The organism is Variovorax sp. OAS795 (genome assembly GCF_040546685.1).
In the GTDB taxonomy this organism is placed as follows: Bacteria; Pseudomonadota; Gammaproteobacteria; order Burkholderiales; family Burkholderiaceae_C; genus Variovorax.
This window is the reverse complement of sequence record NZ_JBEPOH010000001.1, coordinates 651003-665842: the sequence shown is the minus strand read 5'-3', so window position 1 is coordinate 665842 and position 14840 is coordinate 651003. Positions and strand designations below refer to the sequence as shown.

17 protein-coding genes are annotated in these 14840 nt (G+C 70.2%); 11 read left to right on the top strand and 6 right to left on the bottom strand.

Going from position 1 to position 14840, the window contains the following annotated elements; genetic code table 11:
* Positions 1 to 13: 13 nt before the first annotated feature.
* Entirely contained in the window at positions 14 to 904 is an 891-nt protein-coding gene (locus ABID97_RS03290; RefSeq protein ID WP_354397133.1) for a LysR family transcriptional regulator, read from the bottom strand.
* 90 nt (positions 905 to 994) lie between these two features.
* Between ABID97_RS03290 and ABID97_RS03285 the strand changes: the two genes are divergently transcribed.
* Genes ABID97_RS03285 through ABID97_RS03275 form a run of 3 tightly spaced genes read left to right on the top strand, consistent with a single transcriptional unit; the run spans position 995 to position 2929 of the window.
* Positions 995 to 1189: a YjiS-like domain-containing protein gene (locus ABID97_RS03285; protein ID WP_354397132.1), complete on the top strand. Its 195-nt coding sequence runs from the start codon at positions 995 to 997 to the stop codon at positions 1187 to 1189.
* Between the two features lie 40 nt (positions 1190 to 1229).
* Entirely contained in the window at positions 1230 to 2471 is a 1242-nt protein-coding gene (locus tag ABID97_RS03280) for a hypothetical protein (RefSeq protein ID WP_354397131.1), read from the top strand.
* Complete coding sequence (locus ABID97_RS03275) at positions 2414 to 2929, top strand: hypothetical protein (protein ID WP_354397130.1); 516 nt, start codon at positions 2414 to 2416, stop codon at positions 2927 to 2929. The genes ABID97_RS03280 and ABID97_RS03275 overlap by 58 nt, the downstream gene beginning before the upstream one ends.
* On the opposite strand, the gene ABID97_RS03270 is transcribed toward ABID97_RS03275, so the two are convergent.
* A complete protein-coding gene (locus ABID97_RS03270) occupies positions 2930 to 3961 on the bottom strand; it encodes a LacI family DNA-binding transcriptional regulator (protein WP_354397129.1) in 1032 nt (343 codons plus the stop codon).
* Between the two features lie 139 nt (positions 3962 to 4100).
* On the opposite strand from ABID97_RS03270, the gene ABID97_RS03265 reads away from it, so the two are divergent.
* The 7 genes from ABID97_RS03265 to ABID97_RS03235 all read left to right on the top strand — a co-directional run bounded on the left by ABID97_RS03265 (position 4101) and on the right by ABID97_RS03235 (position 11112).
* Positions 4101 to 4967 carry a dioxygenase family protein gene (locus tag ABID97_RS03265; protein WP_354397128.1) on the top strand — a complete coding sequence of 289 codons (867 nt, stop codon included), beginning with the start codon at positions 4101 to 4103 and terminating at the stop codon, positions 4965 to 4967.
* 22 nt (positions 4968 to 4989) lie between these two features.
* A complete protein-coding gene (locus tag ABID97_RS03260; protein ID WP_354397127.1) occupies positions 4990 to 5754 on the top strand; it encodes an SDR family NAD(P)-dependent oxidoreductase in 765 nt (254 codons plus the stop codon).
* The gene (locus ABID97_RS03255; RefSeq protein WP_354397126.1) at positions 5751 to 6638 is read left to right on the top strand and encodes a beta-keto acid cleavage family enzyme; all 888 of its coding nucleotides are present in this window, start codon (positions 5751 to 5753) and stop codon (positions 6636 to 6638) included. Before ABID97_RS03260 ends, ABID97_RS03255 begins: the two co-directional genes overlap by 4 nt.
* Before the next feature lie 376 nt (positions 6639 to 7014).
* On the top strand, positions 7015 to 8007 hold the full coding sequence (locus ABID97_RS03250) for a quinone oxidoreductase family protein (protein WP_354397125.1): 993 nt from the start codon (positions 7015 to 7017) through the stop codon (positions 8005 to 8007).
* Positions 8008 to 8029: 22 nt separating this feature from the next.
* The gene (locus ABID97_RS03245; RefSeq protein ID WP_354397124.1) at positions 8030 to 8389 is read left to right on the top strand and encodes a cupin domain-containing protein; all 360 of its coding nucleotides are present in this window, start codon (positions 8030 to 8032) and stop codon (positions 8387 to 8389) included.
* 57 nt (positions 8390 to 8446) lie between these two features.
* The gene (locus ABID97_RS03240) at positions 8447 to 9436 is read left to right on the top strand and encodes a tripartite tricarboxylate transporter substrate binding protein (protein WP_354397123.1); all 990 of its coding nucleotides are present in this window, start codon (positions 8447 to 8449) and stop codon (positions 9434 to 9436) included.
* A 2-nt stretch (positions 9437 to 9438) separates the two neighbouring features.
* A complete protein-coding gene (locus tag ABID97_RS03235) occupies positions 9439 to 11112 on the top strand; it encodes an amidohydrolase (protein WP_354397122.1) in 1674 nt (557 codons plus the stop codon).
* On the opposite strand, the gene ABID97_RS03230 is transcribed toward ABID97_RS03235, so the two are convergent.
* On the bottom strand, positions 11058 to 11687 hold the full coding sequence (locus ABID97_RS03230; protein WP_354397121.1) for a uracil-DNA glycosylase family protein: 630 nt from the start codon (positions 11685 to 11687) through the stop codon (positions 11058 to 11060). The genes ABID97_RS03235 and ABID97_RS03230 overlap by 55 nt on opposite strands.
* A 16-nt stretch (positions 11688 to 11703) precedes the next feature.
* Positions 11704 to 12534 carry an isocitrate lyase/PEP mutase family protein gene (locus ABID97_RS03225; RefSeq protein ID WP_354397120.1) on the bottom strand — a complete coding sequence of 277 codons (831 nt, stop codon included), beginning with the start codon at positions 12532 to 12534 and terminating at the stop codon, positions 11704 to 11706.
* Between the two features lie 99 nt (positions 12535 to 12633).
* On the opposite strand from ABID97_RS03225, the gene ABID97_RS03220 reads away from it, so the two are divergent.
* Positions 12634 to 13092, top strand: coding sequence for a CopD family protein (locus tag ABID97_RS03220; protein WP_354397119.1), 459 nt, complete (start codon positions 12634 to 12636; stop codon positions 13090 to 13092).
* On the opposite strand, the gene ABID97_RS03215 is transcribed toward ABID97_RS03220, so the two are convergent.
* Positions 13089 to 13529, bottom strand: a complete 441-nt coding sequence (locus tag ABID97_RS03215; protein ID WP_354397118.1) for a VOC family protein — start codon at positions 13527 to 13529, stop codon at positions 13089 to 13091. The two genes, ABID97_RS03220 and ABID97_RS03215, sit on opposite strands and share 4 nt — an antisense overlap.
* A gap of 16 nt (positions 13530 to 13545) precedes the next feature.
* Positions 13546 to 14784, bottom strand: a complete 1239-nt coding sequence (locus ABID97_RS03210; RefSeq protein WP_354397117.1) for a CaiB/BaiF CoA transferase family protein — start codon at positions 14782 to 14784, stop codon at positions 13546 to 13548.
* Positions 14785 to 14840 lie beyond the last annotated feature (56 nt).

The following is a 14840-nucleotide window of genomic DNA, read 5'->3' as shown; positions in this document are numbered from 1 at the left end:
CCACCCGCGCAGCTCAGAGCTGGCGGAAGGCCGTCAGCACCTGCAGCACGCTGTGTGTGGCGCCGTCGAGCGTCGCGCGCTGGCGGTGCGCAATGCCCAGCCGGCGCGTGAGCCTGGGCGTGATCGGCAGGATCTGCATGCGCTCGTTCAGTGCCGCATCGGTGGTCTGCTGCAGTGGCAGCAGCGCCGCGCCGTACCCCGCGGCCACCAGGCTGCGGATGGCCGCGTCGTAGTTGAGCTCGATGCGCGCGCGCGGCGCGAATCCGGCGGCCGCGAACCACTCCATCGAGAGCCGGTACATGTGGGTGGTGGCGTCGTTGAAGATCAGCGGCTGCGTTGCCAGCCAGGCCGGCGTGACGCGCCTGGGCGCCTTCCAGCGCTGCGGCACGAAGGCCATCATGGGCTGGTCGCGCCACGGCGTGACGACGAGGTCGCGCAGCGGCGGCTGCGGCACGGCCACCAGCCCGATGTCGAGCGTGCCCGCGGCCAGGCGCGCCATGGCTTCGTTCGAGCCCAGGATGCTCACTTCCACGTCGATGCCCGCATGGCTTGCGCCCAGCGCCTCGAGCACCTGCGGCAGCAGGTCGACCACCACGCCGGTCGAAGTGCCCAGGCGCACGCGGCCGGTGCGGCCTTCGGCCTGGCGCCTGACCGCGTCGACGGCATCGTCGGTATCGCGCAGCAGCTTGCGCCCGCGCTCGACCAGCGCCGCACCGGCCGCCGTGGGCGTGACGCGGCGATTGCCGCGGACCACCAGCGGCGCACCCAGTCGCGATTCGAGTTCGCTGATGTGCAGGCTGACGGTCGGCTGCGCAAGATGCAGCGCCTTGGCCGCCGCCGAGAAAGTGCCCAGGTCGGCGATGGCGATGAGCGTGCGCAGTTGGTCGAGGTTGAGTTGTCGCATCAGGAAAGCTGATTGAGGGGGTCAGGAATCTCAACTTCCACAATAGCATGCACCGCCGCAAGATGAGCGCTCCCCCACAAGGAGCCCATCGTGACAGCGCCGACGCACTCACCCTTTCACCAACGCCTGCTGCATGCCCTGCGCAGCTGGCGCCGACGCACCGCGGAGCGCCGCCGCAGCCGCGCCGACTCGCTGCACCTGGCGGGCATGAGCGACCATGAGCTGCGCGACCTGGGCATCGGCCGCAGCGAGGTGCGCGGCGTGGTGGACCGCCACCGGATCTGACCAGGCGGCCGCGCCCGGCCGTTCCACAATTTGAGGTTCAATGCAGGGCGTGTCCAAGCCTGCCGCACCCTCCCCCATTTCCATCGAACTCACCTCGCCGCAGTCGGTCGACGGCCGGCGCGCGGCGTTCCAGTCGCTCTGGCTGCTCGCACGCATGAAGCACGCGCACGATGCCGAAGGCGGCCTCGTCCGCCTGGCCGACCTGCGCGGCGAAGTGTCCGATGCCAGCACGCTGCGCATGGTCGTGAGCCGCGCGTTCCGCGACTTCAAGGCCTGGAACGTCGAGGTCGGCTGGGGCGAAGACACCCAGCGCGAGCCGCGCTTCCTCAACGCCGAGCGGCGCAGCCAGGGCCCGTTCTGGCTGCCCGCGGCCGAGGCGAAGCGCGTGCGCATGCAGGTCGGCGGCCGCGACGCCACGCCGGCCGAGGTCGCCTCCTTCCTGGGCCTGCGTTCGCGCAAGGCGCGCGCGGCGGAACCCGCTTCGCCGCCGCCCGATGCCGTGCATCTGCAGGACGCCGCCTTCTGGAGGCAGCTGGTGGCCTCGCAGCAGGCGGCGCGGCAAGGCAGGCTGATGGCGCCGGTGGCTGGCGACGGCGCCGCCGGCCAGCCGGCCAGCGCGCTCGCATCGATCCGCCTGGCCGGCAGCCTGGCGGCCACCGATTTCCAGCGCGCGCTGGTCACGCTCAACGAGGCCATGCTGTGGCGCCGGCTCGGCGACAACGAGCAGGCGCGCCGGCAGCTGCAGGCGCTGAAGAAGCAGCGCCTCGCCCACCACGTGGCGGGCAACGACTACCTCGGCGCGATGGAATGCATCGTCTCGGCCTGGTGCGCCTACACCGCGCGCGACCTGCCGCTGGCGCAGTCGCTCCTCACCGGCATGGCCGGCCATGCGGCGCGCGGCCTGGTGCTGCGGCACCACCCCGACGTGCGCTTCGAGTGGTGCAACCTCTGGGCGCTGGTGTGCCGCTCGCGCGCCCTGGGGCTGGCCGCCGACGACAGGCCCGCCGCCGCCGCGCTGGCCGAGGAATCGCTGCAGCGTTTCGGCGAAGCACTGGCCGCGGCCTTCGAATCCCATTCCTTCGATGCCGCGCAGCATGTGGCCGCCAACATGGGCATGGCGGCCTGGCTGTTCGATCGCGTGGGCCTTTCGGACCTGCCGGCGCTCGCGCACGACGGCACTGCCGACACCACGCGCCGCGCGGTGCAGTGGATCGCGTTCAGCGAATGCTCTGCGGCCACGCCGACGGCCAGGGCCGCTCGGCCTGGAATGCGATCTACCTGATGCGCATCGCGCGCGGCCATTGCCGGCCCGAGAAGCAACCCACGCTCGCGCAGTTCCGCGCCGAGGAGCCGCTGGACCCGGCGGCGATTTCGAAGCTCGCCGGCCCGCTCGCCGACGCCTTCGATGCGGCGCACTGGCCGGCGCGATGGGTCGATGTGGCACAGGCACGGCTGGCCGACCACCAGGCCGGCCGCCGGCGCTACCCCGGCCTGCAGCATTGCAGCCTGCTGTTCGAGCATGCCTGGTATGCGGCGCATGCGGGCGACCTGCAGGCTGCCGCGCAGTCACTGGCGCGGCTGCGCGAGGCGCTGGTGCAATTGGTGCCGAGCGACCGCGCCTATTTCACCGAATCGTGGAACGACACTTTGCCGGCCGAGCTGGTGCTCGAAGCCACGCCGCCGCGGCGCCCGGCGGCGCGCAAGCAGGCGCACAAGAAGGCCGCGCGCCGAAACGGCTGATCAGCGCCCTGCCGGCGCGCCCGTCGATTGGCGCACCACCAGTTCGGGCCGGAGCACCACCGTGGACGCCGACATCGCCTGCCCGTCGATCTCCGAGAACAGCATCTCGGCCGCACGCCAGCCGAGTTCGCGGTGCGGCAGGCGGATGGTGGTGAGCGGCGGATCGACCATGTCGACCAGCGGCATGTCGTTGTGGCCGGTGATGGAAATGTGCTCGGGCACGCGCAGGCCCGCCTCGCGCAGCGCGTCGTAGGCGCCGAGCGCCACCAGGTCGTTGCAGCACACCACGGCCTGCGGCGCGGCCCCGGCCTGGAGCATCTGCCGCATCGCGGCCGCGCCGGCCTCGCGGCTGTAGCTGGCGCACTCGACCACGCGGAACGGCTTCATGCGGTGGTCGCGCAGCGCCTGCTCCACGCCCAGGCGGCGGCCCACGCCAGTGGGGATGTTCTGCGGCCCGGCGAGGTGCGCGATGCGCTTGTGGCCGAGCCCCACGAGGTGATCCACCGCGAGCTTCATCGCGAGCCTGTCGTCGCTCACCACCGCGGGCAGCCGGCCGGTTTCATCGGCGCGGTTGACCAGCACCGCCGTCATGCCGGCCTTGGCGACGAAATCGACCAGCGGATCGTCGCGCGTCGCGGTGGCCAGGATCACGCCGTCCACACGCTGGGCCAGCATGCGTTCGAGCACCGGCCGTGCGAGCGCGGGGTCGACCACGTTGGTGACGAACACGAAATAGCCGCGCGCCGCGGCGCTGGCCTCGATGCCCTGCAGGATGGGCGGGAACACGGCGTTCGTGATGTCCGGCACCAGCACGCCGATGGTGTGCGTGCGGCCGGTGCGCAGGGCCGAGGCCGCGCGGTTGGGCCGGTAGCCAAGTCGCTGCGCCGCCTCCTCCACCACGCGCAGCACTTCGTCGCTGATGAGCGACCGCTTGTCGGGGCTCAGCGCGCGCGACACGGTGGACACATGCACGCCGGCGGCGCGGGCAACGTCGCGAATGGTGACGGGAGAGGCGGGTGGGCTGGTGTTCATGGAAGGATTGGTGCAAACGATTGTCGCCAGGTTCGGGGGCCCAGGGCGGCCTATCTCCATTCCCGACCTGGCGAACAGGGTCATTTTACTTTTCATCATTTTGGGCTAAGATCATGCAAACGATTGCAGAGACCACCGCATGAACATCGCCACCTCTCCCGATTCGGTCCTCGGCTTCACGCTCGAAGCCATGGCACGCACGCCCGACCCGCGCCTGCGCACCGTGATGGATGCGCTCACGCGCCACCTGCACGCCTTCGTCCAGGAGGTGAAGCTGAGCGAGGAAGAGTTCGAGCAGGCGCTCGAATTCATCGTTGCCATCGGGCAGGCCACGGGCGAGAAGAAGAACGAGGTGGTGCTGGCTGCCGACATCCTCGGCGTGTCCACCGTGGTCGCGCTGCAGAACAACCAGGACCCGCATGGCGAATCGCCGGCCGCGCTGCTCGGGCCGTTCTGGCGCGCGAACTCGCCGGCCTGCGCACTGGGCGACAACATTGCGCGCTCGGGCACGCCGGGCGTTCCGCTGGCGGTGTCGGGCACGGTGCGCAACAAGGCGGGCGAACCGGTCGCGGGCGCCACGGTCGACGTGTGGCAGGCCTCGCCCGTCGGCCTCTATGAAAACCAGGATCCGACGCAGGAAGAGATGAACCTGCGCGGGCGCTTCACGACCGATGCCGAGGGGCGCTTTCATTTCCGCAGCGTGCGCCCGGCGGGCTACCCGGTGCCGACCGACGGGCCCTGCGGCGTGCTGCTGCGCGCGCAGCAGCGCCATCCGAACCGGCCCGCGCACCTGCACTTCATGGTGAGCAAGCCGGGCCACAAGGTGCTGGTCACGCAGGTGTTCGCCGACGACGACGAGAACCTGGAAAGCGACCCGACCTTCGGCGTGACGCGCCGGCTGATCGGCCGCTTCGCGCTCGCACCCGACGGCAAGACCGCGACGCTGGCCTACGACTTCCAGCTGGAACCCGGCGAAATGAAATTTCCCCGCCCCCCGATCCCCTGAACCCACCACTCCTCTTCACGCCATGAGCTTCGATCCTGTTTCCCGACTCGACGGCAAGGTCGCCGTCATCACCGGTGGCCTCGGCGCCATCGGCTATGCGACGGCCGTGCGGCTGGCCGCGCTCGGCGCCACCTGCGTGCTGCTGCATCGCAAGGGCGACGATGCCGCCGCGCGCGCCGCCGCCCTGCCCTCGGCGCACGGACAGCGCCACACGGCGATCCGCGCCGACATCGTCGACACACCGAGCCTGCAGGCCGCCGCCGCCGAGGTGAAGGCCGCGCACGGGCGTTGCGACATCCTGGTCAACAGCGCGGGTCACACGCAGCCTGTTGCTGCCGCCGACCTGGACGCGCTGACCGACGAGCTCATCGACGACCTGCTGCGCGCCAACTTCCGCGGCGTGTTCGCGACCATCCGCGCCTTTGCGCCGATGCTGAAGGAAAGCGGCGACGGCCTCGTCGCCAACATCTCGTCGATCGCGGGCTTCACGGGCGTGGGCAGCAACCTCGCCTACGTCGCGGCCAAGGCGGGGCTCGACGTGGTGGGCGATGCATTGGCCAAGGCGCTGGCGCCGGCGGTGCGCGTGGTGTCGGTGTCGCCGGGTGCGGTCGAGTCGGGCTTCGTGCCGGGCCGCGGCGCAGAGTTTGCCGGCAAGATGGCAAGCACCACGCCGCTCGGGCGCATCGGCAAGCCCGACGACGTGGCCGCCGCGGTCGAGGCGCTGGCCACGACGATGCGCTTCGTCACCGGCACGCGCATCGTGGTCGATGGAGGGCGCCACCTGTGAACGCAAAGACACTCATCACCTGCGCGGTCACCGGCAACCTGGTGAAGCCCGAGCACACGCCGCACCTGCCGATCACGCCGGTGCAGATCGCCGACGAATGCCTGGCCGCCGCAGAGGCCGGCGCGGCGCAGGTGCACATCCACGTGCGCCATCCCGAAACCGGCAAGCCTTCGATGGAGGTCGAGCTCTACCGCGAGGTGGTCGACCGAATCCGCCGCGAGAACCGCGAGCTCATCATCAATCTCACGACCGGACCCGGCGGGCGCTACATACCGAGCGAGGACGATCCGAAGATCGCCGCGCCGGGCACCACGCTGCTGCCGCCCGAAAAGCGCGTGGAGCACATCGCGCTCATCAGGCCCGACGTGTGCTCGCTCGATCTCAACACCATGAACTCGGGCCCCGACGTGGTGATGAACACGCCGAAGAACGTGCGCCGCATGGCGAAGGTGATCCGCGAGGCGGGGGTGAAGCCCGAGCTGGAGATCTTCGACTCGGGTGACATCAACCTCGCGCTCGACCTGATCGCCGACGGCACGCTCGAGGGCCCCGCGATGTGGACCTTCGTGCTCGGCGTGAAGTATGGCTTTGCGCCCACGCCCGAGACGCTGCTCTATGCCCGCAACATGCTGCCGCGCGGCGCCTTCTGGAGCGCCTTCGGCATCGGCCGCATGGAGTTTCCGATCGTCGCGCAGGCCTGGCTCATGGGCGGCCATGTGCGCGTGGGCATGGAAGACAACATCTACCTCGAGAAGGGCGTGCTCGCCGAGAGCAACGCACAGCTCGTGGCGAAGGCGCGCGACATTTTGCTGAGCCTGGGCGGCGAGATTGCCAACCCGCGCGAGGCGCGCGCGATGCTGGGCTTGCCTGGCGCGGGGAGCTAGGAGATGACGTCTTGTTCTTCTGTGCGTCACGTTGTTCTTGAAGTGAGCTGTTCAGGGCGCGCTCCCGCCGACGGGGTACCTTTCTCCGCGAATGTCCCCCGGCCTGCGGCCTCCTCCTTTATTTCGCTGCGCAAGGCACCCCGCCAGCGGGAGCGTGATTCAGAGCGGTGGTTGATCGAACGGAACAAGAGCTGCGCCTGGTGTGCACAGGGCGCCGGGTGCTCCCCGCAGCGAAATAAAGGAGGAGCCGAAGGCGGGGGACATTCGCGGAGGGGAGTACCCGGTGGCCTGTGCACGCGCCCTGAACGAACTACACCGGAACACAAGCGAGCCGCAGCACAACACGCGGTCGACCACTGAGATGAACCTCGCCCCAATGCACACCCCAAACACTTCCCGCGCACTGCGCGTAAACGAAAAAGCCGTCAACCTCGACGCGCTGCAACTCGAAGCCGCATCGCAACCGGAACCCGCCGCGCCCCCTGGTCACGCCGTGGTGCAAGTCGCCGCTGCCGCGGTGAACCCGAGCGACGTCAAAGCCGCGCTCGGCCTCATGCCACAGGCCGTGTGGCCTCGCAGCCCCGGGCGCGACTTCGCGGGCACCGTGGTGAGCGGTCCCGCCGAGTGGATCGGCCGCGAGGTCTACGGATCGGGCGGCGACATCGGCATCACGCGCGACGGTTCGCATGCACGCTACCTCGTGCTGCCCGAAGCCGCGCTGCGCGCCAAGCCCCAGGGCATCTCGATGGACGAGGCCGGCGCCGTCGGCGTGCCCTTCGTCACCGCCTACGAAGGCTTCCGGCGCAGCGGCATGCCGCAGGCCGGCCAGACGGTGCTGGTGCTCGGCGCCAACGGCAAGGTCGGCCAGGCCGCCGTGCAGCTGGCTTCACAGGCCGGTGCGCGCGTGATCGCGGTGCAGCGCCGCGCCGGAGCTTTCGAAGGGTTTGCCAGCGGGCCCGTGGACGTGATCGATGCGCGCGAGCATGCCGACGTGGGCGCGCAGGTGCGCGAGCTCACCGGCGGGCGCGGCGCGAACATCGTCTACAACACCGTGGGGAGCGCCTACTTCGAGGCTGCCAACAAGGCGATGGCCAAGGGCGCGACGCAGATCTTCATCGCCACGCAGGAGCGCGCCGTGCCCTTCGACATCTTCGCGTTCTACCGGGGCATGCACACCTTCGTGGGCATCGACTCGCTCGCGATGGACTGCATCGCCTCCACCGCGCAGCTCGACGCGATGCGCAATGGCTTCGAGCGCGGCACGCTCAAACCCTTTCCCGTGGCGCGCCGCTTCAGCCTCGACGAAGCCATGGACGCCTACCGGCTGGTGCTTTCGGGCAGCACCGACCGCGTCGTGCTGCGGCCCTGAACCACCCGCAAGGAACACCGCCATGCACGTGACCCGTTTCAGCGAGGCGCCGCACTACGAGGCGCCCAACCACTTCGACATGCGCTGCCTGCGCCTGCAAGGCAAGGAAGCCGGCCCATCGACGCAGATGTGGATGGGCATGAGCCAGATCCTGCCCGGCGGCCATACGGGCCTCGATGGCTCGCCGATGGAAAAACTCTACCTCGTGCTCGAAGGCCAGCTCCACGTTGTCGGCGAACTCGACGGCACGCACCAGGAAGAAGTGCTCGGTCCCTACGACAGCTGCCGCTTCGCCCCCGGCGAAAAGCGCCAGCTGGAGAACCGCGGCAACCGGCCGGTGCTCGTGGCGCTCGTGATGCCGAACGCGCCGCCGGCCCCCTGACGCCCCGCCCTTCCGATCACTCATCGCCCACCCGACAAATCAACGGAGACAAGACCCATGAAGAAGACATTCGACCGGAGCCGCCGGCAGGCGCTCACGATGGCCGCCGCGCTCGCCGCTTGCGCCTTCGGCGGCGCCCACGCGCAGACCGCATGGCCCGGCACGCAGGCGATCAAGCTGGTGGTGCCTTTCACCGCGGGCAGCGGCACCGACATCGTCGCGCGCCTGGTGGCCGAGAAGCTCGGGCCGGCGCTGGGCACGAGCGTGGTGGTCGACAACAAGCCCGGCGCGGGCGGCACGCTCGGCGCGGCCATCGCGGCCAAGGCACCGGCCGACGGCTACACGCTGCTGGTGCATTCGGCCGGGCACCTGGTGAACCCGTGGATCTACAAGGGCCTGTCGTACGACACGATGAAGGACTTCAGCGGCATCACGCCGATGGCGAGCCTGCCCAACGTGCTGGTCACTGCGCCCGCGCACTTCGCGAACGTGCAGGACCTCGTCGCCAAGGCCAAGGCGAAGCCCGGCAGCTTCAACTACGGCTCGGCAGGCAACGGCTCGGCCACGCACATGAACGCCGAGGTGTTCCGCCTCGCGGCCGGGGTCGATGCGCAGCACGTGCCCTTCCGCGGCACGCCCGAGGCCATGACCGAGGTGATGGCCGGGCGCGTCGACTGGTTCTTCGCACCGATGGTCTCGGCGCTGCCGCTCGTGAAGAGCGGCAGGCTGCAGGCGCTGGCCGTCGGCACCGCGAAGCGCTCGCCCGCGCTGCCCGACGCGCCCACCACGGTGGAAGCCGGCGTGCCGGGTTCCGAGTACCTGTTCTGGGTCGGGCTGTTCGCACCCGCGAAGACGCCGCAGCCGGTGGTGGACCGCCTGCAGTCCGAGGTCGCGAAGATCATGGCCTCGCCCGAACTGAAGGAGCGGCTCGACAAGCTCGGCGCCGAGCCCTTCACCATGCCTTCGGCGCAGTTCAACAAGTTCATCGCCGACGAGACCGCCAAGGCGCAGCAGGTGGTCAAGGCCGCCAGCATCAAGGTCGATTGACCATGCTGCGCACACTTCTTTCGGCCGCCATGGTGGCCACCCTGCTGCTGCCGCTTGCGACCCATGCACAGCCGGCCGACCTGGTCGTCGCCAACGCGAAGATCGCCACGCTCGGCGCCGCACCGGCCACCGCGCAGGCCATCGCGGTGCGCGACGGCCGCATCGTGGCGGTGGGCGGCGCCGGCGAGATGCGCCCGTTCACGGGCCCGAACACGCGCACCGTCGATGCCGGCGGGCGCACCGTCATCCCGGGCCTGATCGATTCGCACATGCATGCGGTGCGCGCGGCACTGAGCTATTCGACCGAGGTCAACTGGATCGGCGCCGGCACCATTGCCGAAGCCATGGCGCGCATCCGCAGCGCGGCCGCGCGTGCGCGGCCCGGCGGCTGGCTGATCGTGGCGGGGGGCTGGACCGAGCAGCAGTTCGCCGAGCGCCGCCGCCCCACCATGGCGGAGTTGCAGGAGGCCGCGCCGGACCATCCGGTCTATGTGCAGCTCTTCTACGAAGCGGTGGTGATGACACCGAAGGCGCTCGACGCGCTCGGCGTTCCGGCCGGCACGCTGCCTTCCGGCATGAAGCCCGCGCCCGATGGCGCGCCGGGCTGGATGACGGGCGACATCGTCGGCATCTCGGCGCTGTTCGACAAGCTGCCCAAGCCGACCTATGCCGACAACCTGGCCGGCACGCGCGCCTTCTTCGGCGAGCTGAACCGGCTCGGCATCACCGGGCTGGTGGACCCCGGCGGCTTCAGCATCGCGCCGTCGCAGTATGCGGCGCTGTTCGAGCTGTGGCGTGAGAAGGCGCTGACGCTGCGCGTGGCCTACAGCGTGTTCGCGCAGAAGCCGGGCGCCGAGCTGCAGGAGTTTCGCGACCTGACGCAGATGCTGCCGATGGGTTTCGGCGACGACATGCTGAAGTTCAACGGCCTTGGCGAACGCGTGACGCTCGCGATGTACAACAACAATTTTCCCGACGCGTCCGCGAAGGACAAGTTCTACGAGCTCATCAAGTGGGCGGCGATGCGCCGGCTCGCCGTCACCATCCACTGGCAGGAGAACGGCTCGGTCGACCATCTGCTCGCGCTCTACCAGAAGCTCGATGCCGAGGTGCCGATCAAGGACCTGCGATGGTCCATCGCGCACCTCGACGACGCTTCTGCCGAAACACTGGCGCGCATGAAGGCGCTGGGCATCGGCTGGACCCTGCAGGACGCGATGTACTTCCAGGGCGATCGCGCGCTTGCGGTGCGCGGCGAAGCGGCGCGCCGCATGCCGCCGATCGCCACCGCCTTGCGTGCGGGCGTGAACGTGGGCGCGGGCACCGACGCACACCGCGTGGCTTCCTACAACCCCTTCGTTGCGCTGCAGTGGATGCTCGACGGCAAGACGGTGAGCGGCAAGCCGATGCGCGGGCCCGACGAAACCCCGACCCGCGAGCAGGCCTTGCGGCTCTACACGGCGGGCAGTGCCTGGTTCAGCTTCGACGAGGCGAAGCGCGGCACGCTCGAGGTCGGCAAGCTCGCGGACTTCGCGATCCTGGATCAGGATTTCTTCACCGTGCCGCTGGAGCGCATCGGCCGGACGGTGTCGCTGATGACCGTCGTGGGCGGGCGCATCGTCTATGCCGCGCGGCCCTTCGATGCAACTGGCACCTCGGTCGCGGTGGCGCCCTGAGACGGCGCGATCAGGCTCCGGACCCTTTCTCGCAACACAGGCAGCACATCGCTTTCGAACCACGGGTGATGCTTGAACCAGCCGGTGTTGCGCGGCGAGGGATGCGGCAGCGGCACGAAGCGCGGCGCGTAGGCTGCGAAGGCCGCGACCGTCTCGGTCACGCTGCCCTTGCGTGCCGCGCCCAGGAAGTGGCGCTGCGCATACTGGCCGATCAGCAGCGTGAGCTCGATGCGCTTCATCTGCGCGAGCAGGCGCGCATGCCACAGCTCGGCGCATTCCCGGCGCGGCGGCAGGTCGCCGCTGCTGCCGCGGCCCGGGTAGCAATAGCCCATCGGCATGATCGCGACCTTCGCTGCGTCGTAGAACACCTCGCGGTCGATGCCGAGCCAGCGGCGCAATTGTTCGCCGCTCCTGTCGTTCCACGGCAGGCCGGTGGCGTGCACCGTCATGCTGGGCGCCTGGCCGACGATCAGGAGCCGCGCGCTGGCGCTGGCCTGCACCACGGGCCGAGGGCCGAGCGGCAGGTGCGCGGCGCAGGCCTCGCAGCCGCGGATTTCCGCGAGCAGCCCGGCCATCGAACCGGCGGGCGTGCTATGCGGGGAACGATCCGAAGAACCCATTGAGATCCGCCCCCGGGAGCGCGCCCGCGAAGCCGTCGAAGCGCCCCTCTTCGGCCAGTGCGCGTGCGGCGCGGTCGAAGCCGCCCCAGGCCGCGCGTGCGAGCGCGCCGCCCACGCTGACCCGGCGCACGCCCAGCGCCGCGATGTCCTGCATGGTGAGTTCGCTGGTCCAGCCGATCAGCAGGTTCACCGGCTTGGGCGCCACGGCGGCAACCACCGCCGCGATCTGCTCGCGCGTGCGGATGCCCGGCGCATAGAGGCAGTCGGCCCCGGCCTCCGCATAGGCCTTGAGGCGCGCGATGGCGTCGTCGAGGTCGGGCCGGCCGACGAAGAAATTCTCCGCGCGGCCCACGAGCAGCGCGTCGCCGCTCGCCGCGTCGATGGCGCCGCGGGCCGCGCGCAGGCGTTCGACCGCCACGCCGATCTCGAACAGCGGATTCGCCGCATCGCCGGTCGAGTCCTCGATCGACAGGCCCGCCACGCCGGTGTCGAGCGCGAGCCGCACGCTCTGGGCCACGCCTTGCGGATCGGCCCCGAAACCGTTCTCGAAATCGGCGTTCACAGGCAGGTCGGTGGCGGCGACGATGTCGCGCAGATGCGCCAGCACGGCGTCGCGCGACTGCGCACCGTCGGCAAGGCCGTGCGACCACGCATGGCCCGAGCTCGTGGTGGCGAGCGCCTTGAAGCCGAGGCCCTGCAGGTAGCGCGCGCTGCCCGTGTCCCAGGGATTGGGGATGGCGAAACAGCCTTGCTGGTGGAGGGCGTGGAACTCGGCGCGCTTTTGCGCGGTGGTGCGGGTCATGGTGGGTCTCGCCTTTCTTTCTTGCCTGCGAAGCACGATTTTCAACGCAATGCGTCGGACATTGCGCGCGCACGGCTTTCGGTGTTCTGATCGGTCCCCATGCTCCACGTCATCCTGCTCTTCATCCATCTTCTCGCCGCGGCCTTCTGGGTCGGCGGCATGGCCACCCTGCACTTCGCGGTGCGCCCGGCAGCCGTTGCCACGCTGGAGCCGCCGCTGCGCCTGCGCACCATGGCGGCGGCGCTGCGGCGCTTCTTCGTCGGCGTGGATGCGGCGGTCACGCTGCTGTTCGTGACCGGCGTGGCCATGATCCTTTCGATGGGCGGCTTCCGCACGGTGCACTGGCGCGTGGAGGCGATGATGGGCATCGCCCTCGTGATGGCGGGCATCTATGTGTACATCCGCGCCTCGGTGTTCAGGGCACTGCGGCGTGCCGTGGACGAAAGCGCGTGGCCCGTGGCGGCCGGGCGGCTCGACATGGTCCGCAAGCTGGTGAGCCTGAACCTCGCGCTCGGGGTGGCGGTGTTCGGCGTGGCGATCCTGGGGCGCGCTAGCTAGACGCTGCCGCCCGCCGGGCCCTTGAGTTCCACGCCGTTGCCATCGGGGTCGGCGATGTAGATCGAAGGCCCGTGGCCCTCGGCGCCGAAGTTGTTCTGCACCTCGCCCTGCACCGGCACGCCGTGGCGCGCCATGAGCGCACGGATGGCCGCTTCGTCGAAGGGCTCGATGCGCAGGCAGAAGTGGTCGACGTTGCGGCCCTCCTTGCCGGCGAGTGCGCCGCCCTGGCGCCCGAGCGGGCCATCGTGCGTGACGAGGTCGATGAGGCTCGCGCCGGCGCGCAGGTGCACAAGGCCCAGGTCGTCGCGGCGCTTTTCAAGCTCGCAACCCAGCACGCTGCAATAGAACGCGATGGCGCGCTCCACGTCCTTCACGCGCAGCACGACATGGTCGATGCGCAGCACCGAGAAGGGCGGGCTGCGCACCGGGTCCGTCATGGCTCGCGCTTCTCCCTCAGACCACGCCCGCCGAACGCAGCGCGTCGAAGCGCGCGGCGTCGATGCCGAATTCGGCCAGCACCTCGCGCGTGTGCTGCCCGAGCGCGGGCGGCGCATGGCGCAGCACGGGCGGCGTGGCCGTGAGGCGCAGCGGGCTCGCCACGCCGGTGATGCTCCGGATACCGTCGCCCGCATCGCGCGGCAGCGTGATGGCCAGGCCGCGCGAGCGGACCTGCGCGTCGCCGAAGGCCTGTGCGATGTCGTTGATCGGGCCGCAGGGCACGGCCTTGTCCTCGAGCAGCGTGACCCAGTCGGCGGTGGTGCGCGTGCGCGTGAGTTCTTCCATCATCGGGATGAGCACGCCGCGGTGCTTCACGCGCAGCGTGTTGCTGGCAAAGCGCGCGTCGGCCGCCCACTCCGGGTGGCCGGCCGCCTCGCAGAAGCGCGCGAACTGGCCGTTGTTGCCGATGGCCAGCAGCATCGAGCCGTCCAGCGTCGGAAAGTCCTGGTAGGGCGCGAGGCTCGGGTGCGTGTTGCCCTGGCGCTCGGGCGCCTTGCCGGTATTGAGGAAGGCGCTGGCCTGGTTGGCGAGGATGGCCATGCCCACGTCGAGCAGCGCCATGTCGATGTGCTGGCCTTCGCCCGTGCGGTCGCGCACCTGCAGCGCCGCGAGGATCGCGGTGCTGGCGTAGACACCGGTGAACAGGTCGGTGAGCGCCACGCCCACGCGCAGCGGGCCGCCGCCGGGTTCGCCGTCGGGACGGCCTGTGATGCTCATCATGCCGGTCATGGCCTGGATCATCAGGTCGTAGCCCGCGCGCTCCGCGTAGGGACCGTCGTGGCCGAAGCCGGTCACGCTGCAGTAGATGAGCCGCGGGTTGGCCGCGCGCAGGCTCTCGTGGTCGAGGCCGTATTGCTTGAGGCCCCCGGTCTTGAAGTTCTCCACGACGATGTCGCTCTGCGCCGCCATCTGCTTGAGCAGCGCCTGCCCGTCGGCCGTGGCCATGTCGACCGTGACGGAGCGCTTGTTGCGGTTGCAGGCGGTGAAATAGCTGGCCTGGTCGGTGTCGTTGCCGTCCGCGTCCTTGATGAACGGCGGGCCCCAGGTGCGCGTGTCGTCGCCGACACCGGGGCGCTCGATCTTGACGACGTCGGCGCCCAGGTCCGCGAGGATCTGCGTGCACCACGGGCCCGCGAGCACGCGGGACAGATCGAGGACCTTGATGCCGTCCAGGGCCGCGGGCTTGTTGCTCATTGGAGTACCTTCGTGCTTCGCACTGCGTTGCGAGCTTGCTTGGGGCGGCCCGGCGC